Source organism: Pseudonocardia sp. NPDC049154, from assembly GCF_040648315.1.
Taxonomy (GTDB): domain Bacteria; phylum Actinomycetota; class Actinomycetes; order Mycobacteriales; family Pseudonocardiaceae; genus Pseudonocardia.
This window is the reverse complement of the sequence record NZ_JBEZDN010000052.1, coordinates 26,152-51,714: the sequence shown is the minus strand read 5'-3', so window position 1 is coordinate 51,714 and position 25,563 is coordinate 26,152. Positions and strand designations below refer to the sequence as shown.

General features: G+C 72.6%; 24 protein-coding genes, 1 tRNA gene, 1 pseudogene and 1 other annotated feature. Of the genes and pseudogenes, 15 read left to right on the top strand and 11 right to left on the bottom strand.

Annotated features, from left to right (window positions below):
- Nucleotides 1-107: 107 nt before the first annotated feature.
- From AB0B41_RS23460 to AB0B41_RS23445, 4 genes are all read right to left on the bottom strand, one after another.
- Nucleotides 108-1,031 (bottom strand): serine/threonine-protein kinase, encoded by a 924-nt coding sequence (locus AB0B41_RS23460; protein ID WP_358206716.1) that lies wholly within the window; start codon nucleotides 1,029-1,031, stop codon nucleotides 108-110.
- 97 nt (nucleotides 1,032-1,128) lie between these two features.
- Entirely contained in the window at nucleotides 1,129-3,771 is a 2,643-nt protein-coding gene (locus AB0B41_RS23455; RefSeq protein WP_358206720.1) for an ABC transporter ATP-binding protein, read from the bottom strand.
- 162 nt (nucleotides 3,772-3,933) lie between these two features.
- The gene (locus tag AB0B41_RS23450) at nucleotides 3,934-4,068 is read right to left on the bottom strand and encodes a hypothetical protein (RefSeq protein WP_358206713.1); all 135 of its coding nucleotides are present in this window, start codon (nucleotides 4,066-4,068) and stop codon (nucleotides 3,934-3,936) included.
- Nucleotides 4,069-4,379: 311 nt separating this feature from the next.
- Nucleotides 4,380-4,706: a hypothetical protein gene (locus AB0B41_RS23445; RefSeq protein ID WP_358206711.1), complete on the bottom strand. Its 327-nt coding sequence runs from the start codon at nucleotides 4,704-4,706 to the stop codon at nucleotides 4,380-4,382.
- A 103-nt stretch (nucleotides 4,707-4,809) separates the two neighbouring features.
- Between AB0B41_RS23445 and AB0B41_RS23440 the strand changes: the two genes are divergently transcribed.
- Nucleotides 4,810-5,592: a maleylpyruvate isomerase family mycothiol-dependent enzyme gene (locus AB0B41_RS23440; RefSeq protein WP_358206709.1), complete on the top strand. Its 783-nt coding sequence runs from the start codon at nucleotides 4,810-4,812 to the stop codon at nucleotides 5,590-5,592.
- Between the two features lie 2 nt (nucleotides 5,593-5,594).
- Here AB0B41_RS23440 and AB0B41_RS23435 read toward each other — a convergent pair whose 3' ends face one another.
- Nucleotides 5,595-7,040 (bottom strand): MFS transporter, encoded by a 1,446-nt coding sequence (locus AB0B41_RS23435; protein WP_358206707.1) that lies wholly within the window; start codon nucleotides 7,038-7,040, stop codon nucleotides 5,595-5,597.
- An 80-nt stretch (nucleotides 7,041-7,120) separates the two neighbouring features.
- On the opposite strand from AB0B41_RS23435, the gene AB0B41_RS23430 reads away from it, so the two are divergent.
- Entirely contained in the window at nucleotides 7,121-7,840 is a 720-nt protein-coding gene (locus AB0B41_RS23430) for a TetR/AcrR family transcriptional regulator (RefSeq protein WP_358206704.1), read from the top strand.
- On the opposite strand, the gene AB0B41_RS23425 is transcribed toward AB0B41_RS23430, so the two are convergent.
- Genes AB0B41_RS23425 through AB0B41_RS23415 form a run of 3 tightly spaced genes read right to left on the bottom strand, consistent with a single transcriptional unit; the run spans nucleotide 7,812 to nucleotide 11,005 of the window.
- Nucleotides 7,812-8,378: a GNAT family protein gene (locus AB0B41_RS23425; protein ID WP_358206702.1), complete on the bottom strand. Its 567-nt coding sequence runs from the start codon at nucleotides 8,376-8,378 to the stop codon at nucleotides 7,812-7,814. The genes AB0B41_RS23430 and AB0B41_RS23425 overlap by 29 nt on opposite strands.
- Nucleotides 8,375-10,030, bottom strand: a complete 1,656-nt coding sequence (locus tag AB0B41_RS23420) for an alkaline phosphatase D family protein (RefSeq protein ID WP_358206699.1) — start codon at nucleotides 10,028-10,030, stop codon at nucleotides 8,375-8,377. Before AB0B41_RS23420 ends, AB0B41_RS23425 begins: the two co-directional genes overlap by 4 nt.
- Before the next feature lie 9 nt (nucleotides 10,031-10,039).
- Nucleotides 10,040-11,005, bottom strand: coding sequence for an ROK family protein (locus tag AB0B41_RS23415; protein ID WP_358206697.1), 966 nt, complete (start codon nucleotides 11,003-11,005; stop codon nucleotides 10,040-10,042).
- 98 nt (nucleotides 11,006-11,103) lie between these two features.
- On the opposite strand from AB0B41_RS23415, the gene AB0B41_RS23410 reads away from it, so the two are divergent.
- From AB0B41_RS23410 to AB0B41_RS23390, 5 genes are all read left to right on the top strand, one after another.
- On the top strand, nucleotides 11,104-12,333 hold the full coding sequence (locus tag AB0B41_RS23410; RefSeq protein WP_358206695.1) for a DoxX family protein: 1,230 nt from the start codon (nucleotides 11,104-11,106) through the stop codon (nucleotides 12,331-12,333).
- Nucleotides 12,334-12,540: 207 nt separating this feature from the next.
- Complete coding sequence (locus tag AB0B41_RS23405; protein ID WP_358206692.1) at nucleotides 12,541-12,804, top strand: hypothetical protein; 264 nt, start codon at nucleotides 12,541-12,543, stop codon at nucleotides 12,802-12,804.
- Between the two features lie 21 nt (nucleotides 12,805-12,825).
- On the top strand, nucleotides 12,826-14,010 hold the full coding sequence (locus tag AB0B41_RS23400) for a Tm-1-like ATP-binding domain-containing protein (protein ID WP_358206690.1): 1,185 nt from the start codon (nucleotides 12,826-12,828) through the stop codon (nucleotides 14,008-14,010).
- Nucleotides 14,007-14,843: a phosphoenolpyruvate hydrolase family protein gene (locus tag AB0B41_RS23395; RefSeq protein WP_358206688.1), complete on the top strand. Its 837-nt coding sequence runs from the start codon at nucleotides 14,007-14,009 to the stop codon at nucleotides 14,841-14,843. The genes AB0B41_RS23400 and AB0B41_RS23395 overlap by 4 nt, the downstream gene beginning before the upstream one ends.
- A 3-nt stretch (nucleotides 14,844-14,846) precedes the next feature.
- The gene (locus AB0B41_RS23390) at nucleotides 14,847-15,284 is read left to right on the top strand and encodes an SRPBCC family protein (RefSeq protein ID WP_358206685.1); all 438 of its coding nucleotides are present in this window, start codon (nucleotides 14,847-14,849) and stop codon (nucleotides 15,282-15,284) included.
- Between the two features lie 9 nt (nucleotides 15,285-15,293).
- Here AB0B41_RS23390 and AB0B41_RS23385 read toward each other — a convergent pair whose 3' ends face one another.
- On the bottom strand, nucleotides 15,294-15,977 hold the full coding sequence (locus AB0B41_RS23385) for a YceI family protein (protein ID WP_358206683.1): 684 nt from the start codon (nucleotides 15,975-15,977) through the stop codon (nucleotides 15,294-15,296).
- Between the two features lie 280 nt (nucleotides 15,978-16,257).
- Here AB0B41_RS23385 and AB0B41_RS23380 point away from each other — a divergent pair.
- Nucleotides 16,258-16,332 (top strand) — tRNA-Ile (locus AB0B41_RS23380).
- A 221-nt stretch (nucleotides 16,333-16,553) separates the two neighbouring features.
- A complete protein-coding gene (locus AB0B41_RS23375; RefSeq protein WP_358206681.1) occupies nucleotides 16,554-16,772 on the top strand; it encodes a hypothetical protein in 219 nt (72 codons plus the stop codon).
- Nucleotides 16,773-16,800: 28 nt separating this feature from the next.
- Here AB0B41_RS23375 and AB0B41_RS23370 read toward each other — a convergent pair.
- Nucleotides 16,801-18,061: pseudogene (locus AB0B41_RS23370) on the bottom strand (IS3 family transposase).
- Nucleotides 17,628-17,762, bottom strand: a sequence feature (AL1L pseudoknot). It overlaps the preceding pseudogene by 135 nt.
- 142 nt (nucleotides 18,062-18,203) lie before the next feature.
- On the opposite strand from AB0B41_RS23370, the gene AB0B41_RS23365 reads away from it, so the two are divergent.
- From AB0B41_RS23365 to AB0B41_RS23345, 5 genes are all read left to right on the top strand, one after another.
- A complete protein-coding gene (locus AB0B41_RS23365; protein ID WP_358206679.1) occupies nucleotides 18,204-19,343 on the top strand; it encodes a hypothetical protein in 1,140 nt (379 codons plus the stop codon).
- 371 nt (nucleotides 19,344-19,714) lie between these two features.
- The gene (gene folP / locus AB0B41_RS23360; RefSeq protein ID WP_358206677.1) at nucleotides 19,715-20,689 is read left to right on the top strand and encodes a dihydropteroate synthase; all 975 of its coding nucleotides are present in this window, start codon (nucleotides 19,715-19,717) and stop codon (nucleotides 20,687-20,689) included.
- Nucleotides 20,686-21,897, top strand: a complete 1,212-nt coding sequence (locus AB0B41_RS23355) for an acyl-CoA dehydrogenase family protein (protein WP_358206674.1) — start codon at nucleotides 20,686-20,688, stop codon at nucleotides 21,895-21,897. The genes folP and AB0B41_RS23355 overlap by 4 nt, the downstream gene beginning before the upstream one ends.
- Before the next feature lie 158 nt (nucleotides 21,898-22,055).
- Nucleotides 22,056-23,465 carry an MFS transporter gene (locus AB0B41_RS23350; protein ID WP_358206672.1) on the top strand — a complete coding sequence of 470 codons (1,410 nt, stop codon included), beginning with the start codon at nucleotides 22,056-22,058 and terminating at the stop codon, nucleotides 23,463-23,465.
- 168 nt (nucleotides 23,466-23,633) lie between these two features.
- Nucleotides 23,634-24,479, top strand: coding sequence for an alpha/beta hydrolase (locus AB0B41_RS23345; RefSeq protein ID WP_358206670.1), 846 nt, complete (start codon nucleotides 23,634-23,636; stop codon nucleotides 24,477-24,479).
- Nucleotides 24,480-24,556: 77 nt separating this feature from the next.
- On the opposite strand, the gene AB0B41_RS23340 is transcribed toward AB0B41_RS23345, so the two are convergent.
- Complete coding sequence (locus AB0B41_RS23340; RefSeq protein ID WP_358206666.1) at nucleotides 24,557-25,018, bottom strand: flavin reductase family protein; 462 nt, start codon at nucleotides 25,016-25,018, stop codon at nucleotides 24,557-24,559.
- A gap of 240 nt (nucleotides 25,019-25,258) precedes the next feature.
- Between AB0B41_RS23340 and AB0B41_RS23335 the strand changes: the two genes are divergently transcribed.
- Nucleotides 25,259-25,558: an antibiotic biosynthesis monooxygenase gene (locus AB0B41_RS23335; protein WP_358206664.1), complete on the top strand. Its 300-nt coding sequence runs from the start codon at nucleotides 25,259-25,261 to the stop codon at nucleotides 25,556-25,558.
- The last annotated feature ends 5 nt before the right edge of the window (nucleotides 25,559-25,563 follow it).

The window sequence follows — 25,563 nt, the reverse complement described above, 5'->3', positions numbered from 1 at the left end:
CCCCAACCCGAGCGCATAAACGCCGTTTACGCGCATGCTCCCGCGAGTCCAACGTCCAACCGCGCCAAGCGGGCTTAGTTCAGCACCCTCCTAGCGGCGGTTGGCGCTCACAGCAGGGTGTCGAGCGCGGTGTGCACTTCGGCGAGAGTGGGCCGGGAGGTGGGGTCGGCGAGCAGGCAGCCGTCCAGGACGCTCGCCACGCGCACCGGGAGCCGCCGCCGGGACCGGAGCCGGGGCGCCGGCTTGAGCAGCTGCGGGTAGAGCCGGCCCAGGTCGGCGCGTGGGTGGGTCGAGTCGGTGCGGGAGAGGCTGTGCGAGCCGGTCTGCTCCGGGTCGGCGACGCCGTCGGGGAAGGGGCGGACGCCGGTCGCGGCCTCGTGCAGGACCACGCCGACCGCCCAGACGTCCGTGGCGGGCGTGACGACCCCACCGAGGATCTGCTCGGGTGCCATGTACCGGGCGCTGCCGACCTCGGCCGGGGCCGGACCGGGCGTGCGGGCGAGCGCCAGGTCGATCACACGGGTCACCCCGGCGCTGACGACGATGTTGCTGGGCTTCACGTCGCAGTGCACCCGGCCCTGCTCGTGCAGGTACCGCAGGGCGGCGCCGAGCTGCTGGCCCAGGTGCGCGAGCGCCGCCTCCGGGAAGCGGCCGTAGCTGTCCAGCGCGTCGGACAGGGTCCCGCCGGGCAGCGACTCCAGCACCATGACCGGGGCGGGGCCGCGCTCGTCGACCAGGTCGAGCAGCCGCACGATGTACGGGTGCCGCAGCGAGCGGAGCAGCTTGGCCTCGCGCAGCAGTCCCCGGCGGGTGCGGGCGTCGCCCACGAGGTCCGGCCGGAGCACCTTCGCCACCGTGTGGCAGTGGTGCACGGCGCTCCACGTGTCGTACGTGTCGTAGTCCTCGCCGCGCCGCAGGTGCTGGACCACGCTGTAGCCCGGCGCGACCTCCCGGCCGGGCGCCAGCGGGGGCGGGCCGTCGAGGCCGGTCGCCGGCTCGTCGGTCCCGCGGGTCGTGCTGCGGGTCCCCACCTCGCGGAGGGTGCCGGGAGCCGGACCCGCGTGCGGATCCGGCTCCACGGCGGCGGCACTCATCGCGCGGCCCCGCGCCGGGCGCCGCGACGGTCGCTCATCGCGGACCGCCGTGGCGCACGCTCCAGCCGGTGCGCTCGCCGTAGGCATCGGCCAGCGCGTCCACGTCCACCGGTCCGTCCGTGCCGTTCATCCCGTCCGTCCCCACCGTGCCGAGGGCGCCCGCCTGCACGCCCCGCACGTCCTCGACCCCCGCACCGTCGAACCCCACGCGGTCGATCCTCGCGCGGTGGCGCCCGCCGGGCACCTCGGAGGCTCCGGTGACGGCGGTGAAACGCTCGGTGGGTGCGGCGTCCGGTCCGGATGTGGGCTCCGCCACCAGGGCCGACAGCTGCTCGGCCACCGCCGTCCGGCGCGCGGGCAGTGCCCAGCGGGACAGCGCCTCCGGGCCCGAGAGCGGGGCGAGCTCGGAGAGCCCGACGTGCGCGCCCGGCGTGCGGAAGGTCGGCAGCAGCGTGGTCTCGGCCCACGGGTCGGCGGGCCAGGAGGCGGTCTGCAGGGCGGCGAGGTCGGCGTCGAGGTCGTCCTCGAAGCGGTCCTCGTGGTCCCCGTACTCGTCGTACCCGTCGCAGCCGTCCTCGTCGAGCTCGTCGAACGCGTGGCGCAGGGCGGCGGGCAGGTGCTCGGCCATGGGCTCGGCGCCCGGGTGGTGCAGCCGGTACAGCTCGGCGTAGCCGGGGCTGCGGGTGAGCAGCTCGCGGTGCCGCCCGGAGGCGGTGATCCGGCCGTCCTCGAGGTAGACGATCTGGTCGGCGTCGGTCACCGTGAGCAGGTTGTGGCTGATCACGAGGGTGGTGCGGCCCTCCATCAGCCGGCGCAGCGGTGTGAGGACGCGCTCGGTGGCGCCGGCGTCGAGGCCCGTCGTCGGCTCGTCGAGGATCAGCACGGGCGCGTCGCGGACCATCGCCCGCGCGATCGCCAGCCGCTGCCGCTGGCCGCCGGAGAGCAGCCGGCCGCGCTGGCCGACCCGGGTGTCGTAGCCGTCGGGCAGGGCGGTGATGAACTCGTGCGCGTCGGCGGCCCGGGCGGCCTCGACGATCTCGGCCTCGCTCGCGTCGGGCCGGCCCCACAGGATGTTGTCGCGCACGGTGCCGTCGAACACGAGCGTCTCCTGCAGCAGCGCCGCGACGTTGCGCCGGACGTCGGCCAGGGCCAGCTCGCGCAGGTCGTGGCCGTCGAGCACCACGGAACCGGCGTCCGGGTCGTAGAAGCGCAGCAGGAGCTTGGTCAACGTGGTCTTGCCGGCTCCGCTGGGGCCGACCACCGCCACGGTGTGCCCGCGCGGGACGAGGATCGAGACCTGCTCCAGGGCGGGTTCGGTCGTGCCCGGGTAGGTGAAGGTGACGTCCTCGAGGCGCAGGTCGCCGCGGGCCCGCTCGATCCGCACCGGGTCGGGCCGGTCGGTGACCTGCGGCTTCTCGTCCAGCAGCTCGATCACGCGCTCGGCACCGGCCGCCGCGGCGTAGATCGTGTTGCCCATCTCGCCGAAGCCCCGGACCGGGCCGAACAGCTGGCTCAGGTAGCCGGTGAACACGAGCAGTCCACCGAGGGTCAGGTTGCCGCGGGCCATCTGCCAGATCCCGACGCCGAGGACGGTCAGCACCCCGACGACCTCGAGCATCCCGACCAGCGGCCCGAACAGCGACTTGAGCCGCACGGCCACCATCTGCGCGGCGAAGGCGCCGCGGCTCTCCCGGTGGAAGCGCTCCGTCTCGCTCGCCTGCCGGCCGTAGGCCTGCACGAGGGCGACGTTGCCGAGGCTCTCCTCGGCCACGGCCGCGATCCCGCCGGTGCGCCGCCGCTTCTCCCGGGACGCGGCCTTGATCCGGCGTGCGAAGAACCGGGACGCCAGGCCGAACACCGGCGCCGCCGCGATCGCGATCAACGCCAGCTGCCAGTTGAGATAGAAGAGCAGCGTCGTGAAGACGATCACCTGGACGCCGTACGTCACGGCCATCGCGACACCCGTCAGCACCAGTTCCTCGATCGCGCCGATGTCACTCGACAACCGCGACATCACGTCGCCGAGTTGGCGCCGTTCGAAGAATCCGAGCGAGAGCCGCTGCAGATGTGCGAACACGCGGGTGCGCAGGACGAGGACGAATCGTTCACCGACCCACGCGGCGACGTACGAGTCGAAATAGTCGATCACCGCACCGACGACGGAGACGGCGAGATAGGCGCCGATCACCCAGGGCAGCAACGCGTAGTCCTGCGGGGTCAGCACGTCGTCGATCAGGATCATGAACAGCCACAGGCTGGCGGCGATCGTGAGCGGGCTGAGCGCGGAGAGGACGAGGCCGAGCGCGAAGCGGCCGCGGAAGCCCACGGTGTAGGGCCAGAACCGGCGGAAGATCTGCCGGACGGTGAGGTGGGGCGCCTCGGGCAGCAGGGTGTCGGCGGTGCTGCGCAGGGGAGCGCTGTCGCCGGCCGTGACGTCCTCGGCGACGGCGACGGCATCGGTGCTGGTGGGAGCCTCGCGGATCGGCTCCACGGCCACGGCCGGGAACGATCCGGGCGTCGGCTCGGGCACCGGTTCCAGGAGTGGTTCCGGGACGGGGACCGGGGTCGGCTCGGCGGTCTCGGCGGTCTCGGCGGTCTCGGCGGTCTCGGCGACGGGCCGGGCGGTTCGGTGGGCACCGCGCCGCGTCGCGCGGTGCCGGGCGGTGGGGGACGGCATCTTCACGTGCCTCCGGTGGTCCGGGGGAGAACGGGGGAATGCGGGGGCCGGAACGTGGGGCGAGAAGATCGGGTGGACGGCAGGGCCGGGAGACGACGGCGGCCCCTCCCACCGCAGCGCGGGAGGGGCCGCCGCACGTACATCGCGCTCAGTGCACCCGGGTCACTTGTGCCCGTGCTTCTTGTCCTTCTTCTTGCCGTGCGACTTGCTCCACGACTTCTTGGAGTGCGAGCACTTGTCGTGCTTCTTCGGCTTCTTCGGACCGCCACCGAGCGGCAGCAGAGCCAGGAAGTCCATCTGCTTCTCCTTCTCCGGGGACGCGGTCCGCTATTGCGCACCGCGTATCTCGCCTAAAGCGCGAACGGGAAAGAGGGTGCGACGTTCTCGACACGCCACTCGATCGGGTTAAACAGGCGGTGAACGCCAGGCGTGCGGCATCCGGGCGAGCGCTGCCCGGTCGGGTGATGTGATCGTGCCGTGATCGATCACTGCCCGCGCCGGAACTCGCGTCGGGGTGGTGTGAATGCCATCACGGTGATTATCCGGGTGCCGCCCGGATCGTCCTCGTGGTCACTCTCCGCGGACAGCACGTGCTGACCGGGGCGGCCTCACGCCGCGCGGCGCCCCGCGACCGGCTCGACGACCGACTCGACCGCCTCCTCGACCGTCTCCACGGCCTCGTCGACCACGTCGCCGACCGCAGCGGACAGCGCTGCCGGGGCGCCTTCCGCGCGCCGGGCCCGGAGCCGGCGGCGCAGCATCCGGGCGGCCACCGTGCCCGTGACGCCGACGAGCGCGAGGGCGAGGCCGGACAGCACGATCGGCAGGATGCCGGCGTCGGGGAAGACCGCCATGAGCACGAACGAGGAGAGCGGCCACCACAGCAGGGATCGTCCCGCGCCGTGGCGCGTCCAGTCGTGATGCTCGGGCGCCATGTCGATCGCTTACCCACGGCGATCACGGATCATGCCTGCGCGCCGGGAATCCCCTCGTGAGCGTGGGGCCCGCCGGCCCGTCGGCGTGGGTTAGGTTCCGGACATGAGCAGCGACGCCGCCCTCACCGAGCTCGACGTCCGGGCCGCCCTCCTCGACGAGAACGCGCGGTTGGCCGAGCTCGTGCGCACCGCCGACCACGCCACGGAGATCCCGACCTGCCCGGGCTGGACGCTGACCCAGCTGCTCCGTCACGTCGGACGCGGCCACCGCTGGGCCGCCACGATGATCACCGAGCGGGTGACGGAGGCCCTCGATCCCCGGCAGGTCCCGGGCGGGAAGCCGCCCGCCGACCTCGACGGGACGGTGGTGTGGCTGCGCGAGAGCGCCCGGGCCGTGCTCGACGCCGTCGACGCGGTCGGTCCGGACGCCCCGGCGTGGACCTTCACCGGACCGAAGCCCGCGGCCTGGTGGATCCGCCGCCGGCTGCACGAGGAGACGGCGCACCGCGCCGACGCGCAGCTCGCGCTGGGGCAGGACAGCGACCTCGTGCCCGCGCTCGCGGCCGACGGGCTGTCCGAGTGGCTCGACCTCGTCGCCGCCCGGCGCGGCCGGGAGCTGCTGCCCGCGGGCGTCACGCTGCACCTGCACGCCACGGACGGCGACCTGGGTCCGGCGGGGGAGTGGACGGTCCGCCCCGACGGCTCCGGCGAGCGGGCCGGGATCGCCTGGGAGCACGGGCACGCGAAGGGCACCGTCGCCGTCCGCGGGCCCGCCACCGTCCTCTACCTCGCCACCCTGCGCCGGCTGCCTGCCGACGACCCCCGGCTGCAGGTGTTCGGCGAGCCCGCCGCCTTCGACGCCTGGCTCGCCGCCACCCCCTTCTGAGGTCAGGCCGGCGCGGGTTCCGGCGCCGCCTCCGGTGTCTTCTCCGGGGCCGCGGCGCGCCGCGGGAGCAGCACGGTGAGCGCGCCGGCCACCACGGTCGTCACCGCGCCCGCGATCAGCACGACCCGGAAGCCGGCGGTCATGCCCGAGCCGGCCGCCACCTGGAACCACACGGTGCCCAGCGTGGCCACGCCGACCGCGGCGCCGAGCTGCTGGACGGCGTTGAGCACGCCCGAGGCCGAGCCGACCAGCGGCCCGTCGACGCCCGCCAGCACGATGTCGAAGAAGGGCGCGAGCAGCACGCCCATCCCGACGCCGCAGACGACCAGCGCCGGGGCCAGCGTCCACCCCGTGACCGGGGCGAACCCGAGCGTGAGGAGCACGCCCAGGACGCCGAGGGTCATCACGCCGGCGCCCAGCTGGATCGCGCCCCGACCGAGCCGCGGGGCGAGCACGCCCGCGCCGAGCACCGACCCGGCCGCCACCCCGAGAGCCCAGGGCGCCTGGGTCAGGCCGGCCTGCAGCGGGCCGAAGCCGAGCTCGAGCTGCAGGTAGAGGCCCAGTACCAGGACGAGGCCCGTCATCGCGGCGAAGAACACCAGCCCGACGACCGTGCCGCCGGTGAACGCCCGGATGCGGAAGAGCCCGGGCTCGACCAGCGGCGGACGGCCGGCCCGCGCGCGTCGCACCTGGTGCCACCCGAACAGGGCGAGCAGCGGGACGGCCGCGACGGGCAGCGCGACCGCCCACGCCGGCCGGCCGAGCTCCCGGCCCTGCACCAGCGGGACGACGGCCACGGCCAGGCCGAGCCCGACCAGCAGCATCCCGCCGAGGTCCAGCGAACGGACCCCGCCCGGCACGTCCTCGGCCCGGGAGTCCGGGAGCACCGCCCACGCCAGCCCCAGCCCGGCGAGCCCGATCGGCACGTTGACCAGGAAGACCGCGCGCCAACCGAGCCCGGCCACGTCGCCGGCGACGAGCGCTCCGGCCACGATCGGCCCGGCCACCGCCGACAGCCCGATCGCGGGCCCGAAGGCCCCGAACGCCTTCCCCAGCTCCGCGGGCGGGAACGCCGTCCGCACGATGCCGAAGCCCTGCGGGATCAGCACGGCCCCGCACAGTCCCTGCAGCACCCGGAAGGTGATCAGCGTGCCCGGCGTCGTCGCCAGGCCGCACAGGGCGGAGGCGACGACGAACCCGGCGAGCCCGGCCAGGAAGACGCGGCGCCGCCCGAGCAGGTCGCCCAACCGCGCGCCCGTGACCAGCCCGACCGCGTAGGCGAGCGTGTAGCCCGCTGCGACCCACTGGATCGTCGTCGACCCGCCGCCGAGGTCGCGCTCGATCGACGGCGCCGCGACGCCGACGATCGTCGCGTCCAGCAGGTCCATGATCTCGGCGATCAGCACGGCGACGAGCGCGAGCCAGCGCCATCGGTAGAGCGTCTCCACGGTTCCCTCTCGGCGAACACTGTTCGGAACGAACGGTGTTCTACTCACGAACAGTGTTCGTGTCAAATAGAATCGGAACTGTGGAGCACGACCTGCCCGAGCCACCCTGGCGCACCCCGCGCAAGCAGCCGGTGCGGCGCTCCCTGTCGCGGGAGGCGATCGTCGAGGCCGCGATGGGGGTGCTGCGCAAGGAGGGCATCGACGGGGTGAGCATGCGCCGCGTCGCGACCGAGCTGTCGACCGGCGCGGCGTCGCTCTACGCGCACGTCGCGAACAAGGACGAGCTCGTTGAGCTGCTGTTCGACGAGGTCGCCGCCGAGATCCCGCTGCCCGAGCCGGACCCGGAGCGCTGGCGGGAGCAGCTCACGCAGCTGTGGATCGACTCGCGGGCGGCGCTGATGCGCTACCGGGACATCGCCCGCGCCGCGCTCGGGTCGGTCCCGCTCGGGCCGAACGCGCTGCGCGTCACCGAGACGACCATGCGGCTGCTGCGCCTCGGTGGCGTCCCGGAGCAGGCGGTCGCCTGGTCGGCGGACGTCGTGGGGCTGTACGTCAGCGCGAGCGCCGTCGAGGGCTCGATGCGGGCGCAGCGGGAGGAGGGACACGGGCAGTGGGACGACCAGGCCCGGCAGTTGCAGGAGTTCTTCGCCGCGCTGCCGGCCGACCGGTTCCCGACCTTCGTCTCGCTGCTGCCCCACCTCACCTCGGGCACGGACGAAGAGCGGTTCCGGTTCGGCCTCGAGCTGCTGGTGAGCGGCCTGGCCGCGCTCGCTACAGGTCCCCGGGGAGCAGGTCCATGAGCAGGCCGTCGTGCCAGGTGCCGTCCGGGCTGCGCTCGTACTCGCGCATCACGCCGACCCGCCGGAACCCCACGCGCTCGTAGCTGCGGATGGCCCGCTCGTTCGTCGCGGCGGGGTCGATGACGATCCGGTGGTGCCCGCGCACGTCGAACAGGTGCCGGGCGAGCGTGCGCACGGCGTCGGCCCCGAGCCCCTGCCCGTGGGCGTCCGGGTGCAGCGCGACGTCGATGCCCGCGTGCCGGTAGTCGGGGTCCTCCTCCTCGTGGAACATGATCAGCCCGACGGTCTCGCGGTACGCCTCGACCGCGTAGCAGTGCGGCCCCAGCAGCTCCCGGCGCACGCGCTCGAGGTCGTAGCCGGCCCACCACCGCTCGACCTCGGGGTGCTGCAGGATCTGCAGGAACTCGCCGACGTGCCGCGGCTCGGTGGGCCGCAGCACCACGGTCTGCCCGGCCAGTGCGCCGGTGCCGTCCGTCTCCGGCGGCTCGTCGCCGCGCAGCGGGACCGCCCCGGGTCCCGGGTGTCCGAGCGTGCTCATGCGTGATCCTCCGCGCTGAGGGTGACGCGGGCCCGCTCGTCGAGCACCGAGGCCGACCGCGGCTTCTCGAAGATCACCTCGGCGTGCCGGCCGTCGACGAGCAGGGTCGCGATGTGGTTGCCGAACAGGGGGGAGCCGACCCGGTCCCAGCTCGGCCCCGGAGCCGGGGCACCGTGGTGCGCGGCCCACGCCCGGGCCCACGCGGCGGCGGGCTTCGACCAGGCGAGCCGGAACGCGGCCCGGATGGCCCCCGGCACGTGGTTGTGCACCGGGGAGCAGACGACCTGGTGGACGCGCGCCGCGCCCGCGGGCACGCCGGGCAGCTCCGCCCGAGCCGTGTAGCTGTGGTGCACGTCACCGGACACTACCGTCACGGTCGCCGGCGGCTGCGGGGCCGCCCCGCGGGCCGCCCGCCCGACCAGCTCGGCCAGGCGGTCGAACGACGCCCGGAACGCCGGCCAGTGCTCCATGTCCGCCGCCTGCCGGACCGCCTCGCCGATCCGGCCGCGCAGCCCCGGGCGCGCCGCGGCGATCTCGTTGACCGTCTCCAGGTCGCCCAGCGCCGGGGCGAGCAGCCAGGGCACGGACGTGCCGAACAGCAGGTGGTCCACGTCCTGCCCGTCGGGGGTCGGAGCGGTCGCCTGCTCCTCCACCCACGCGAACTCGCGTTCGCCGAGCATGAGGTGCTCGTCGCCGTCGAGGATCCGGGCGTTGCGCGAGTCGATCATCACCAGCCGGCTGCGGCCCATGTCCCAGCGGAAGCTGAAGCGCAGGCCCTTGCTGCCGTCGACCTCGGCGTCGGCGCGGTCGGCGAGGTCCACCAGCAGCGGCCAGACGTCGCCCTCCGCGGCTTGCACCTTCGTCCAGTCCGGGTCGGCGGCCAGCTCGTCCGGCGAGAGGTTGCCGAGGTGCTGGTAGACCCAGTAGGAGGCCAGCGCCGAGCGGATGCGGTCCTGCCACCACGGCGTGCGCGCCATCTCCGCGCGCCAGGTCGCCGACGTGTTCCAGTCGTCCCGCACGTCGTGGTCGTCGAAGATCATCGCCGTCGGCACGGTGGACATGACCCAGCGGATCTCCGGGTCGATCCAGGAGTCCCGGTAGAGGCCGACGTACTCGTCGAAGCCCACGATCTCGTCGTCCGGCCAGTCGGGGTGCCGGTCCCGGCGGCCGGCGATCCGGCGGCGGGTCTGCGGGGTGAGCTCGTCGGCGTAGACCTGGTCGCCGAGCAGCAGCAGCGCCGACGGCCACTCCTCGGCGGGGCGGCCCGCCATCCGCGCCGAGTAGGCGTCGAGGGCGTCGAGGCCGTAGAGCGCGGCCAGCTTCCGGTCCGAGAGCTTGACGTACCGGCAGGACCCGAACACGATCCGCGCCCGCCCGGCGGTGCGCGGCCCGCGGGTGGGGATCACGCTCGGCGGGAACGGGCTGTGCGGCAGCGGCCAGGCGCGCTCGCCGTCGACGTGCACCTCGTACGGGATCCGCGCGTCGGGCTCCAGCCCGGTCACCACGACGAGCGCGAAGTGGTGCCCCGCGACCTCGAACGTCCGCGCGCTGCTGCCCAGGACCTCGACGGTGGCCGGGCGTGCCGTCTGCACCCACACGACCGCCGTGGTCTCACCGACGTGCCGCAGGACCGGGCCGAGGAGGAGGGTCACGCCGTCACGCTAACGGGTGCTCCGATCATCCGCGTGGTCCAGTGCGAGGAGGGCGGCACCGATCTTGCCCGCGGCGCTCCCGAAGGTGCCCGGGAGCACCGGGACGAGGGGCCGGACCGTGTTCGCGTAGGCGAACTCGGCGGCCGCCTCGCGCAGCGGGGCGAGCAGCAGCTCGCCCGTGTCGACGACGCCGCCGCCGATCACCACGGCGTCGAGCTCGAAGATCGTGGTGACCGACGCGATGCCGATGCCCAGCCAGCGGGCCAGGGTCTGGAACAGCCGCCGCGCCGTGGGGTCGCCCTGCAGCGCCGCCTCCGTGACGATCTGCCCCGAGACCTCGGCGTTCTTCTCGCGGGCCAGCCTGGCGATGAGCCCGTCGGGCTCCGCCGCGGCCGCCTCGCGCCCGGTGCGGGTCAACGCGGTGCCCGAGGCCAGCGACTCGAGGCAGCCGCGGTTGCCGCAGCCGCACACCGGGCCGTTCGGGTCCACGATGATGTGCCCCAGCTCGGCGCCGAGCCCGCGCGGGCCGCGGTAGATGTGCCCGCCCAGCACGATGCCGCTGCCTACCCCGGTGCCGACGGTGACCAGCACCATCTCCTGGTAGAGGGTGTCGCCGAGGCGGGCCTCGGCCAGCCCGGCCACGTTGGCGTCGTTGTCGACGACCGCGGGCAGGCCCGTCGCCTCCTCGATCTCGGCCCGCACGGCCCAGTCCCGGTAGGCGTTGTTCGGCGCCCACAGGATCCGCCCGCTCGGCCAGGCCACCGTGCCCGCGGCGCCGACCCCCACGGCCAGGACCTCGGGGTTCCGGCCGCGGAGCGAGTCGACCATGCCGAGCAGCAGGCGCGACATGGTCGGCGCGTCCGAGGTCTGCGGGGTCGGTTCGGTCAGCTCGTCGACGACCGTCCCGTCCTCGGCCACCACGGCGCCGGCGACCTTGGTGCCGCCGATGTCCAGTCCGATCGCGTGTCTCGCCACCCCGGCATGATTCCGAACGTCGGGGTCCCCCGCCAGCGGCACCCGTGTTTGCCACCCGCGCGCGTGGGGAACGCGGGCCCATGCCTCTGTTGCGTCGTGTGGCCCGTCCCATGCTGGCCGCCATCTTCATCTCGGGCGGAATCAACGCGTTGCGCCAACCCGGGGCGCACGCCGAGGCCGCCAAGCCCGTCCTGGACTACGCCGCGCCCGCGATCGACAAGGCCGTGCAACTGTCCCCGCTGGAGAAGCGCCCCGACAACGAGACACTGGTGAAGGTCGAGGGCGGCGTCAAGGTGGCCGCGGGCACCCTGCTCGCGCTGGGGAAGCTGCCCCGGACCTCGTCGGCCGTCCTGGCCGCGACCCTCGTCCCGACCACACTGGCCGGGCACCGCTTCTGGGAGGAGAGCGACCCGGCGGCCAAGCAGGCCCAACAGATCCACTTCTTCAAGAACGTGAGCCTGTTCGGCGGGCTGCTCATCGCCGCCGCCGACACCCACGGCAAGCCCTCGGTCGCCTGGCGCAGCCGCAGGGCCGCCGAGGCCGCCTCGGTCGCGCTGGGGAAGCGGGCCGAGGCGCTCTCCGACGCCGCGCACAGCGCCGGCGACTCGGTCTCCGGGCTGGTCTCGGGCATCGGCGGGTCGGGCGGCCCGGCGGGGTCGGACCTGGCTGGCAAGGCGTCGGCGCTGACCGACACGCTGTCCGCGACCGTCGCGGAGAAGGCGCCGGTCGTGAAGGCGCGGGCCGCGGAGCTGAGCTCCGCCGCGGCCGAGCGTGCGGCCGCCCTCGGCGCCACGGCCACGGCCCTGGGCGCGACGGCGTCCGACCGCGCCTCGGGCTGGGCCGCCACCGCGTCGGACCAGGCGTCGGTGTGGGGCGACGACCTGTCGAAGCGTGCCGCGAAGGCCGCGAAGAAGGCCGAGAAGCGCGGCGCGGCGCTGCGCAAGGAGGTCGACAAGCGCAGCGCGGAGTGGCAGAAGGAGCTCGACAAGCGCGGCAAGGCCTGGGAGAAGCTCGCCGACCAGAAGGGCGAGGAGTGGGCGAAGGCCGCGTCGAAGAGGCGGGCCCAGTTCGAGAAGGCGGCCGACAAGAAGCGCGCCGAGTGGGAGAAGAGCGCGCGCAAGGCCGCGAAGAAGGCCCGCAAGCAGGCCCCCGGCTACGTCGACCAGCTGACCGCGCTCGCCGCGCACGCCGGTGAGCAGGTGTCGCGCTTCGGCAGCGACGTCGCCCACCGCGCCGCCGAGGCCGGCGCGACCGCGGGCTCCGCCGGCGCCAAGGCCGTCGAGGGGATCGCCAAGGACGCGCGCAAGCGCGCCAAGGCCGTGGCGTGACACAGCCTGACGCAGCCTGACCCGCACGACCGGACGAACCGGCCCCGCCACCGACGTGCCCCGGTGGCGGGGCCGTTCCGTGTCCCGCCCCCTCCCGCGAGTCGCGCTGTGGCCTCCCGCGAGTCGGGCTGTGGTCCTCCGCGAGTCGTGCCCGGCGTGATCCCGCCGGCCGTGCGCCGTCCCCGGACGGTCACGTACCGTGGCCGGATGCCCGCAGCCTCGGAGGAGGACTGGGACGACTGGGTCGCCGCCCGGACGCCCCGGCCGGACCCCGCCGACGAGACCCCGCGCGACACCTACTGGTTCGTCGGCGGCCCGCTCGACGGCCGGGTCCGCACCCGCCCGGCCGAGCAGGAGGCGCCGGCCGTCGTCCGCCACGTCCACCTGCACGGCGGGCCGAAGATCGTCCACCACTACGACCTGCACGAGGTCGCGGGACACGGCGGCGAGTACCGGCTGCGCGAGGAGTGATCGTGCGGTAGGACTCCAGGGATGGGTCCTGCGTACGTGATCGGCACGCACGACACCAAGGGCGCGGAGCTGCGCCACGTCGCGGAGCTGCTCCGCGCCGCGGGCCTGGCCGTGACCTCGGTGGACGTGTCCACCTCCGACAAGGGCGCCGCGCGGGCGGACGTGTCCGCCGCCGAGGTCGCCGCCGCCCACCCGGACGGGGTCGACGCCGTCTTCACCGGCGACCGGGGCACCGCGGTCGCGGCGATGGCCGTCGCGCTCGAGCGCTGGCTGCCGGCCCGGGAGGTCGGTGGCGTGCTCGGCCTCGGCGGCTCCGGCGGCACCGCGCTGGTCACCCCCGCGATGCGCGCGCTGCCGGTGGGCGTGCCCAAGGTGATGGTGTCGACGGTCGCGTCCGGGGACACCGCGCCGTACGTCGGCGCTGCGGACATCGCGATGCTCTACTCGGTCACGGACGTCGCCGGGCTGAACCGCATCTCCCGGCTCGTCCTCGGCAACGCCGCGCACATGCTCGCCGGGGCGCTGACCCGCGAGATCCCGGCGGGGGAGGACCGGCCGGCCGTCGGGCTGACCATGTTCGGCGTGACGACGCCGCTGGTCACCGCCGTCGTCGAACGGCTGGGGTCCGAGGTGGACCCGTTGGTCTTCCATGCGACCGGCACCGGTGGGAAGGCGATGGAGAAGCTCGTCGACGACGGCCTGGTCTCGTCCGTCCTCGACCTCACCACCACCGAGGTGGCCGACCTGCTCGTCGGCGGGGTCATGGCGGCGGGGGAGGATCGGCTCGACGCGATCGCCCGCACCGGGGTGCCGTACGTCGGGTCGGTCGGCGCCGTCGACATGGTCAACTTCGGGGCACGGGACACCGTGCCGCCCCGCTTCGCCGACCGCCTCTTCTACGAGCACAACCCGCAGGTCACGCTCATGCGCACCACGCCGGACGAGAACGCCGCGATCGGGGAGTTCCTCGCCCGCAAGATCAACGCCTTCACCGGGCCCGCGCTGTTCCTCGTCCCGACCGGCGGGGTGTCACTGCTCGACGTGCCCGGCCGGCCGTTTCACGACACGGAGGCCGACGCGGCCCTGCTCGCCGCGCTGGAGTCCGGACTGGACAGCCACGCTGTGTTGCGGAAGGTTCCGGTGGCGATCAACGATCCCGAGTTCGCCGACGCGGTCGTCGCCGCGTGGCGGGAGGTGACGGCATGAGGTTCCGCCGCGCGGAGCTGGTGGAGCGGTTCCGGGACATGGCCCGCCGCGGCGAGCCGATCGTCGGCGGGGGAGCGGGCACCGGGCTGTCGGCGAAGTGCGAGGAGGCCGGCGGGATCGACCTCATCGTGATCTACAACTCCGGCCGCTACCGGATGGCCGGGCGGGGCTCGCTCGCCGGACTGCTCGCCTACGGCAACGCCAACGACGTCGTCGTCGAGATGGCCGCCGAGGTGCTGCCCGTCGTGCGGCACACGCCGGTCCTGGCCGGCGTCAACGGCACCGACCCGTTCATGCTCACCGACCGCTTCCTCCGCGAGCTGGCCGACCTCGGCTTCGCCGGGATCCAGAACTTCCCGACCGTCGGCCTGATCGACGGCGTGTTCCGCGTGAACCTCGAGGAGACGGGCATGGGGTACGGGCTGGAGGTCGACCTCGTCGCCGCTGCCCGCGCGCAGGACCTGCTGACCACGCCGTACGTCTTCTCGGTCGACGACGCCCGAGCCATGACCCGGGCGGGCGCCGACACCGTCGTCTGCCACATGGGGCTCACCACCGGCGGCTCCATCGGGGCGGAGACCGCGAAGTCGCTCGACGACTGCGTCGCGCTGATCGACGAGTGGTCCGCCGCAGCCCTCGAGGAGCGCGACGACGTGCTGGTCCTCTGCCACGGCGGCCCGATCGCCATGCCGGAGGACGCCGCCTACGTGCTGAGCCGGACGAAGGCCTGCCACGGGTTCTACGGCGCGTCCTCCATGGAGCGCCTGCCCACCGAGACCGCGCTGGTCGAGCAGACCCGCGCCTTCAAGAACGCCCTGCACCGAGAGGACTGAGCCATGCCGCGTCCGTACGCCAGCGGAGTCGTCGCCGCGCCCGCCGACAAGGTCTGGCCGCTGCTGCGCGCCTTCAACGACCTGCCCGCGTTCCTGCCCGCGATCGCGAACAGCGAGATCGTCGAGGGCACCGACGGGGCGGTCGGGGCCGTCCGCAGGCTCACCCTCGCCGGCGGCGGCGACCCGTTCGACGAGAAGCTGCTCTCGATGGACGACGCCGACCGCACGCTGACCTACGCCTTCACCGGCGCGAACCCGTTCAACGCCCGTCGCTACGTGTCGACGGTCCGCGTCGCACCGATCACCGACACCGGCGAGAGTTTCGTCGAGTGGTGGTCGGAGTACGACGCGGACGCGGGGCAGGAGGAGGAGCTGAACCGGACCTTCGCGCAGGGCGTCTACGCCGGCGGCATCGACGGCCTGCGGGCGAAGCTCGCCTGAGGTCCCCGCTCAGGCGGCCGGGGCCAGCTTGAGGAGGAACTCGATCCGACCCGTCGGGTCGACGGTCACGAAGTCGCCGATGCTCGGCGGCGTCACGCCGAAGTCGGCGAACGTCACCGGCACGGAGCCGGAGACGTCGATCCCGGCGCCGTTGCGGCTCGCGGTGAGCGGGAAGGTGACCGGGCGGCTCACGCCGCGCACGGTCAGCTCGCCGGTGGCGTCGGCCGTCGCCCGCTCGCCGCCGGCGAAGCCCTCGTCGAGGTCCACGGGCTCGGTGAGCCGGAACGTGGCGGTCGGGTACTCCGCCACGTTCATGATGGTGCCCGTGAACTGGTTGTCGCGGCGCGCCTGGTCGCTCTTCACCGTGGCGAGCTGCACGGTGACGTCGCCCGCGGTGACCTGCGACCCGCTCACGGTGGCCGAGCCCGAGACGTCTCGGGTCCGACCCACGGCGTCGATGCTCTGCCCGCCCAGGATCTCGTGCACCCGGAAGCCGGACTCGGAGCCGGCCGACACGGTGTAGGTGCCGCCCAGCTCGCCGGTCGCGGCGGTCTGGTCGGTCCCCACGGCGAGCGGCGCCGCCGCGTCGCCCTCGATCACCCTGGGGTAGAACAGCGGCCCGCCGACCGCCAGCACCACCACCAGCGCGACCGCGCCGAGCAGGTAGCGCTTCCAGTACGTCCGCAGCTTCACGGGAACCCCCGAATCGTGTGCTCGCCTCACATTTGAACTTTCAACGAGCGACCGTAGCGAGGGTGGTTGAGAGCGAGCTGAACGTTCAACGAATGAGGCATCACCGGCGAGGTGGCCCGAAGCCGCCCCGCGAGTCACGCTGTGACCCCCGCGAGTCGGGACTTCCGGCACCGCGAGTCGGGAGTTGCGGCACCGCGAGTCGGGAGTTGCGGCACCGCGAGTCGGGAGTTGCGGAGCGCGGCGCGTCGCCATGGACGTGGGCCGCTAGCCTGTCGAGCGAGGGGCAGTAGCTCAGTTGGTCAGAGCAGCGGACTCATAATCCGTCAGGTCGTCGGTTCGAGCCCGACCTGCCCCACGCTCTGACCAGCACTTTTGTGAGTAGCTTCGGTGGACCCAGGGTCCGCGTGACACGAGTCGTGACACAAACCGGGTTACCGTTCGCGCCATGGCGACCCCCTCGGGCAGGCGCAAGCGGCCTCGCGGCACCATCGACCAACTGCCCAGCGGGGCGTTTCGATTGCGCATGTACGCGGGCACGGACCCGGTCACGCGTCGCCGACACACCTCGTCGAGACCGTGCCCGAGGGGCCGGACGCCGCCCTGCGCGCGGAGAAGGCTCTGACCCGGCTCATGAACGAGCTCGACGAGCGCCGCAACCCACGCACCACCGCATCGGTCGACAACCTGCTCGACCGCTACTTCGCGCTGTTCGACCGGGAACGCACCACCACGAGCACCTATGCGAGGTACGCCGAGAAGCACATCCGGCCCTTCCTCGGCACGCTCAAGGTCTGAGTCGTCCTGGGTCTGACGGAGGCCCGGCTCATGGGATTTCGACCGTCTCGCGGTCGTCCCGTGGGGCAGCGTAGAACGCCTGCTCGTACTCGGCCGGCGGCCGGTCGTCGAGGTAGCCGTGCAGGCGGGCGGTGTTGTGCCAGTGCACCCAGCTCAGCGTGGCGAGTTCGACGTCCTCGACGGTCTTCCACGGCTGCGGGCGGGTCCGCGGATGAGCTCGGCCTTGTAGTAGCCGTTGACCGTTTCGGCCAGGGCGTTGTCATAGGAGTCGCCCACGCTGCCGATCGACGGGACGGCGCCGATCTCGGCGAGCCGCTCGCCGTAGCGCACCGAGGTGAACTGCGACCCGGCGTCGGAGTGACACCGCAGCCCGTCCAGCCGAGTGCCGCGTGACCAGCGGGCCATCTCGAGGGCGTCGAGGACCATGCTGGTGCGCATGTGTGGCGCGACGCGCCACCCGACGATTGTGCGGGAGAACGCGTCGACGATGAAGCACACATAGGCGACTCCGGCCCAGGTCGGGACAGAGGTCAGGTCGGTGACCCACAGCTGGTTCGGTGCCTCGGCCTGGAAGTGGCGGTCCACCAGGTCGGGGGGGCGTGCGGCGGCGGGATCGGCCCGGGTGGTGCGCGTCTTCTTGGTCCGCCGGACGCCTTCGATCCCGGCCGTGCGCATGAGGCGGGCGACCTGGTCCCGTCCGACGTCGAGGCCGGCCCGGCGGGCCGCCTTCCAGAGCTTGCGGGCTCCGTAGACGCGGTAGTTGTTCTCCCACAACGCGATCAGCTGCGGCGTGAGCTCTGCGTCCCGGCGGGCCCGCTTCGAGGGCGGGCGGGACTTGGCGGCGTAGTAGGTGCTCGGGGCCACCTGCAGGACCCGGCAGATAGGCTCGACCCCGAGCGGCTTGCCCTCGACCACGTCGTCGCGGTGGGCGTCGATGAACGCCACTACCTGCGATGCTGGCGGTCGAGCTCCGCCCCGAAGAAACTGGCGGCCCGCTTCAAGATCTCATTCGCCCGGCGCAGCTCGCGGACCTCCTGCTCGAGCTCGCGGACCCGGGCGGCCTCGGCGGTGGTCACGCCGGGTTCGTGGCCGTCATCGATGTCGGCCTGGCGTACCCATAACCGGACCGACTCGACCCCGTAGCCGAGCTGCTCGGCCACCCGCTTCACGGTGCCGTGATCGTGGCCCAGCTCCGCGCGCAGGGTTCGGACCATCCGCACCGCGGCGGCCTTCTCCTCCTCGGAGTACCGACGCGTACTCGGCTTGCCCGGCGACTGCTCTTTCGGCATGACTCCATCCTCGTTTCCAAGGTCAGGAGCCTCCACCGGAACCAGGGCGAGTCATTCCGACGCCCAGGCGAAGCCCGGACCGGGGCCGTGGGCCGACGCGCCCATCTGGTCGACACGTCATCGTGACTCACCAGGACCGCACATGACCAAACCTGCCGACCTCGACCGCGACGCGGCTCGCTACCTCTACGGGCTGACAGCGGCGAAGCGCTTCGACCCCGCCGCGCACGGTTTGCGTCGGATGCGCCGGCTGCTTGAGCTCCTCGCCGATCCGCAGGAGGACGTCCCGGCCGTGCACATCGCCGGGACCCCCGGCAAGGGCACAGTGAACGCGCTGATCACCGCGCAGCTGGTGGGCCATGGGTTCCGCATCGGTTCGTTCATGTCACCCCACGTGTACAGCCTGCGGGAACGCTTCCTGTTCGACGGCCTGCCCATCGAGGCCGGTTTGCTGGCGGACCTGGTCGACGATGTGCGAGGTGCCGTCCACATCGGGGAGCAGGAGGGCAGGGGACGGCCGACGTTCTTCGAGGCCTGCACCGCGGTGGCGTTCACCGCGTTCCGCGGTCGAGCCGACTACGCGGTGGTGGAGACCGGGCTCGGCGGACTCTTCGACGCCACCAACACCCTCCGGCGCCCGGACAAGCTGGCGGTCCTGACGACGATCGGCATGGACCACGTCGAGATCCTCGGGCCCGAGATCACCGACATCGCCCGGCAGAAAGCCGGAATCCTGCCCACCGGCGGCGGGGCGGTCTCAGACATGCAACGCCCTGAGGTCGGCCGCGTGGTTGCGGCGGTGGCGGCGCGCCGTGACTGTCTCCTCGAGACCGCCTATCCACCGCAGCCCCACCCGAAGGACTCCAGCTGCGCGCCCGACCATCAGCGCCGCAAGCTGGCCGTCGCTTCGCGTCCTGTAGAGATCCTCGCCGCGCGGGACGGTTGGTGCCCCGATTCCGGCGCGCGACAGGCCGCGCTGGCGACAGTGCACCTACCGGGGCGTTTCCAGACCACCACCGTCTCCGGCATCCCCGTACTGCTCGACGGCTCGCACTACCCGTTGAAACTGTCCGCACTCGTCGCCGACCTGCGCGCGGCCTACCCCGGGCGCCGGTTCTGCTGGGCCGTCGCGTTCGCCGCAGACAAGGACGTCCCCGCGGCGCTGCAGGAGATCTCCCCGCTCGTAGAGGAGCTGGTCGTGACCGAGTTCCGCTCCGGCGACGACCATCCGCAAAGCGGTCCGCGTCGGCCGAGGCGATTGCGGCGGCTGCCAGAAGCATGACCCTGCCAACCCGCGTGGTGCCCTCCCACAGGAGGCGGTCAGGGCTGCATGGGAACCGGGGAGCGACCAGCACAGCGGCACACCGACCCCGGTGGTCGTGGCCGGCTCCTTCCACCTGCTCGCCGCCGCCACCGCGAGGGCCCCGGGCATCCCGTGATCCCTAACCACGCTACGAACTGGAGGTAGCCATGCGGCCTGAGCACGCAACGCCGCGCGCGCCCGACGCAGCAGACGGCCACCCGGGCCCGTTCGATCATGGCCCGCCGGGTCGTCCACGCGGAAGGACAGGTGTTGGGGGCACGCCGAGCGAGGAGGGTGGGCGGGCCGCCGATGAGCGCTCGTGCCCGGCAGCTTCCGGTCGCACGCGAATCATGGGGATTCTCAACGTCACCGCGGACTCCTTCTCCGACGGCGGCCGCTATCTCCACGTCGACCGCGCCGTCGCGCACGGGTTGCGCCTCGTGGCCGAGGGCGCCGATATCGTCGACGTGGGCGGTGAGTCAACACGACCCGGCGCGCAACGCGTGCCCGCCACGATCGAAACCGACCGAGTCGTGCCGGTCGTGCGTGAACTGGCCCGATCCGGGGTCACTGTCAGCATCGACACCACCCGTGCGAGCGTGGCCCGGGCAGCCGTCGCCGCGGGGGCACATCTGATCAACGACGTCAGCGGCGGCCTGGCCGACCCGTTGATGGTCGGCGCCGTCGCCGACTGCGACGTCCCCTATGTCGCCATGCACTGGCGCGCGCCGAGTGCCGACATGCACCGGTTCACCAGTTACGACGACGTGGTCACCGACGTCATCGCTGCGCTCGCGCGACGCCTCGACGCGCTGTCACGGGCGGGGGTCGATCTCACTCGGGTAATCGTCGATCCCGGGCTCGGCTTCGCCAAGACCGCCGAGCAGAACTGGACAATCCTCGGCAGGCTCGACGAGTTCAAGGCTCTCGGCCGGCCGATCTTAGTCGGAGCCTCCCGGAAGGCGTTCCTCGGCGCCGAGCTCGCGCGCGACGGTGTCACACCGCCACCGCCGGCGCGCGACACAGCTACGGCAGCCTATCGGCCATCGTCGCCCAGTCCAGGGTCGACTGCCTGCGCGTCCACGACGTTGCCGCGAGCGTGCAGGCCACCCGGATCGCAGCCGCGGTGCGCCGCGGCCGCGACGGCGCCGGCACGCTCCGATCGAGGAAGCAGAAGTCGACCTTCGCAACCGAGGGTTCACCCGCGTCGACGCCGAGCCCGTTTCGCCAACCGGACCGGGGCCGTCGTGAAGCGGATGGTCGGTTCACAGAAACCGCCTAGCGTCCTGCACCACATTCAGCGTCGAGCGGAGGTATTTCAATGACCGAGATCCTGGACCGGCCCCAAACCGACCGGACCGGCGCCGGCATCGGACCGGACGCCGAGATCGTCGCCCGCGCTACCGCGCTGGTGCCCCTGATTCGTGAGCACGCGGCGCGGTCGTCCGAGGAGCGGCGGGTCGTGCCGGAGGTCGTGGACGCCCTGGAGCAGGCCGGGCTGTTCAAGCTCCTGGTCCCAGCTCGGCTGGGTGGCCTCGAGGCGAACCTGCGCACCACGATGGAGTGCATCGCCGAGGTCGGGCGTGGTGACGGTTCCACCGCCTGGGCGGTCGCGCTGCTCAACGTCTGCACCTGGTTCTCCACCACCTTCAGTGACGAGGCGCAGCAGGAGATGTTCGGCACGCCGGACGCGAAGGCCTGCGGCATCTTCTCCCCGCCGCTGAAGTCCGAGCGTGTCGAGGGCGGCTACCTGGTCAGCGGCCGCTGGTCCTACTCCTCGGGCTCGTTCGCAGCCACCTGGGCCACCCTGGGCATCGGCTTGGAGGGCGACGGCGACCCCCGCGCACTCGCGCTGATCCCGGCCGAGGCTTGGACGATCGAGCCCACCTGGTTCGTCGCCGGGATGAAGGGTTCGGGCAGCGACACGATCGTCGTCAACGACCACTTCGTGCCCGACCACCGCATCCAGCGCTTCACCGACATGGTCGAGGGCAGCTTCCGCACCTCGCACAAGGGTGACGAGCAGAACGCGAACATGGCCTTCATCCCGGTCGCCGCGCTGATCCTCGTCGGCGCCCAGGTCGGGCTCGCTCGGCACGCCCGCGAGCGGACGCTCGCCGGCGTTCCGTCGAAGAACGTCGCCTACACCTGCTACACCAACGCCAAGAACAGCCCCACCCACCAGATCCAGACCGCCGAGGCGATCTCCCGCTTCGACCAGGCCGAGCTGCTGATGCAGCGCGCCTGCGCCGACGTCGACGGAGCCGCTGCAGCAGGTGTCCAGCTCGACAAGCTCACCCGTGCCCGCGTCCGCAACGACACCGGCATCATCGGCGAGCTGGTCAAGGACGGCATCGACAAGCTGATGAGCGTGAACGGAGCCTCGTCGTTCGCCGACGCGAACGTGCTCAGCCGCATCTGGCGCGACTCGGAGATCGCGGGCCGCCACGCGCTGGTGATGCCCGAGCTCGGCAAGGAGGCCTACGGGCGCATGCTCCTGGGCACCGACGAGCCACTCACCCTGGACGTCTGACCCCGGTCTTCCGGCAGCCGCGACTGCCGGAGACGTCCTCATCCGCCGGCACCACGGCGGCTCACGGCGCGGCCGTCGCACGCCCCGGCGTCGCGATGGCCGTGCCTGCACGTGCACGCGCCGGATTCCTCTGAGCTGGAAGCGAGACGACGTTGTCCGTGTCCGACCCCACCGATGTGTCACCGACCGGCGACACACCGCAGGCCGCCGAGGCCTCGGCCAGCGCATCCTCGACCACTGCCTCATCGACCGGTCACTCCACCAAGCGGGGCCGCCGCAACCTCGCCGGCGTAGCCCTCGGCAACGCTCTCGAGTGGTACGACTGGACCGCCTACGCGGTCTTCGCCAGTTTCTTCAGCACACAGATCTTCGCCCCTGAGGACCCGAATGCGGCCATCCTCGCGACCTTCGCCGTCTTCGCCGTCGGCTTCGCGGTCCGACCGGTCGGCGGCATCTTCTTCGGCTGGCTGGCCGACCGGCACGGTCGCAAGGCATCGCTGCTGCTGGCGATCGCCTGTGCCTCCGGCGGCATGCTGCTGATCGCCGTGGCCCCCACCTACTCCCAGGCGGGTCTGCTCGGCGCGGTGGTGCTGCTGATCGCGCGCCTCCTGCAGGGCGTCGCGCACACCGGCGAGGTCGCCGCCGCCTACACCTACGTCGCCGAGGCGGCACCGGCTCGCCGGCGCGGCCTGTGGGCGAGCTCGATCTTCACCTCAGGCACGGCGGCGATCCTGGTGGCGACGATCCTGGGCGCGATCCTCACCTCGGTGCTGTCCAAGGAGGCCATGACCGCGTGGGGCTGGCGGCTGCCCTTCATCCTCGGTGCGGTCATCGCGCTGTTCACCCTCTACCTGCGCCGCAAGCTCGACGAGACCGAGGCGTTCACCACCAAGCAGCAGGAAACCCAAGCCGACCGGGTCGTCGAACGCACCTCCTCCTCGGCGCCGGCGCCGAAGCCGGGGCTGGTCGCGGGACTGTGGGCCAACCGGACCGCTGCGCTGCGAGTCTTCGCGATGGGGGCGGCCCTCGGTGTCTTCTACTACACCTGGGCCATCGGGGCCCCCTCGTGGGCAGTCAGCGCGCTGAAGATCCCAGCCCAGTCCGCGCTTTGGGCCAGTGTGATCGCGCAAGCGATCGGGCTGCTGGCCCTTCCGCTGGTCGGATCCCTGTCCGACCGGATCGGACGGCGTCCCGTCATGATCGCGTTCGGTCTGCTCGGCGCCCTCCTCGCCTGGCCGCTGGACCTGTTGGCTCACGGCGGGACCGCCTGGCACTTCGGGCTGGCCATGACCGGCGGGTTGCTCGTGTTCGCCCTGCTCGGCGCGGTCTACCCGGCGGTTATCGCCGAGTTCTTCCCCACCGGTGTGCGCGCCTCGGGTATTGCGGTGCCCTACGCGCTGGCAGCGACCCTGTTCGCCGGGACCGCGCCCTACCTGCGGCAGTGGCTCGGCCAGATCAATCTGAACGGGGTGTTCGTCGCTTACGTCGCGGCAACCGCGCTGCTGACCGCGTGGGTGATGTTCCGCGCGCCGGAGACGCGAGGCATCGACCTCACCGAGAAGCGCTGACCCAAACACCGCCCGCAGGAGGTCGGTACCAGCAGAAACATCAAGCCGGTAGCCCCTCGAGCCCCGAGCCCCTGAGCGAGCCGGTCGCCGCCGGACCAGCAGGTCTCCGCGGCGGCAGACTCGCGCCACAATCGCTGTTCCACGTGCACGACCGAGCGGAGTGACCCCATGCAGAGCGGCATGTTCGACGTCGACGGCGCCCAGCTGTACTACGAGATCCGAGGAGAGGGCCCGGCGGTACTGCTCATCCCCGGGGCCGGCGGCGACGCCGGCTACTTCACCGGCCTGGCCGACAACCTCGCCGACGCCTTCACCGTGATCACCTACGACCGGCGCGGCAACTCCCGCAGCACCGGACGACTCGACGCCCCGATGAAGCTGACCGACCAGGCCGACGACGCCCGTGCACTGATCGAGGGTCTGGCCGGCGGCCGAGCACTCGTCTACGGCAACAGCGGCGGCGCCATCGTCACCCTGGACCTGGCCGCCCGCCACCCGGAGGTCGTCCGTGGCGCGGTCGCCCACGAGCCCCCGGTCATCGGGGTGCTGCCTGCGGACGACCCGTGGTTCGACTTCTTCGACCGGCTGGGAGCCCGCTACGCCGAGGTCGGCCCGCAAGCCGCTGGTGGCGAGTTCATCGCCACGATCCGCGGCGAGGGCACCTACGCCTGGCCCGAGGACCTGCTGCAGCGCTTCGCCGGCAACGCCGACTACCTCTTCAGGTGGGAGTGGGAGGCGTGGGGCCGGTTCCTGCCGGACGAGACGGCCCTGTCGAAGGTCGACTTCCCCCTGGTGCTCGGCGCGGGTGCGGCAGATCGCGGGCTCTACTACGGCCGCCCCTCAGTGGAGATCGCTTCACGGATCGGGGCGCCCTGGGTGGAGTTCCCGGGCATCCACCTCGAGTTCGTCCCGCGCCCGGACGTCTTCGGCGCGGCGCTTCGGGCAGTTCTGACCTACATGCACACCAGCACCGACTCGGTGCCTCCTCAGTGGAACACCGCCCGCGACAGCTGACTGATTCTCACCCACGGACCCGGGGCCTCACCACCCGTGGGGTGAGGCCCCGCCGCGTCGCGCTCGCCCGCTCCCGCTCAGATCTCGGCCAGCCGGTGGAAGCGACTGCCGTGGAACACCAGAGGAGCGGCGGCGTGGTTGGCGAAGACCTGCTGGATCTGCAGTAGCACGATCGCGTGGTCACCCGCCGGGACCTCGCTGTGCAGCGTGCAGTCCAGCAGGGCGGTGGCCTCGTTGATGAAGATTGCGCCATCCTCGCCGCTGAACCAGTCGACGTCGGCGAAGCGGTCCCCGGTCTTAGCCGACAGCGTCCTGCAGGCGCGATCCTGGGCGGCGGATAGGACGCTGAGCCCGATCCGAGCAGCGCCGCGCAGGAGCGGCCAGGTTCGGGAGCTGTTCTGGACGCAGACCGACACCAGCGGTGGGTCCATTGATACCGAGGTGAACGAGCTGGCGGCCATGCCGACGGGCACTCCGTCGACCTGCGCGCAGACCGCGGTCACTCCGCTGGGAAAGCAGCCGAAGACCGAGCGCAGCAAGGCGGTGTCCCCGGGTGATGGGCGAAGCAGGGACGGAGCAGTCATCACTATCTCCTCGTCGGCGAGTACGTCGGCTCGAGGCTAGTGAGCAGCGGTGGCTCCACCAGCCGGAAAGCGTTCAGATGCAGCCGTTGCGCGAAAGGAGCGCGCTTTCGCGATCCGGATGGCCGACACGCGATTCGGCTCGTGCCGTCCACGGGTGGTTCCTAGCGTGGCGCCCAACCTGACGGAAGGAACGACATGGTCGTCGAGCATGCCTACATCACCGTCGCCGCCGGCCGCGAAGCCGACTTCGAGGCGGCGTTCGTCAAGGCGCAGCCGATCCTGGCCGGCGCGCAGGGCTGTCGGGACTCGGCGCTGTTCCCAGACGTCGAGCTCGCCGGCGCCTACCTGCTCCGGGTCACGTGGGAGCGTCTCGAGGACCACCTGGAGGTGTTCCCGGACAGCGACGCGGGCAGGGAGTTCGCCGCGCACGTCGCGCACTTCTTTGACGGACCGCCCCAGGTTCGGCACTTCGGCGCCGACCCCGTCAGCGCCTAGGAGGA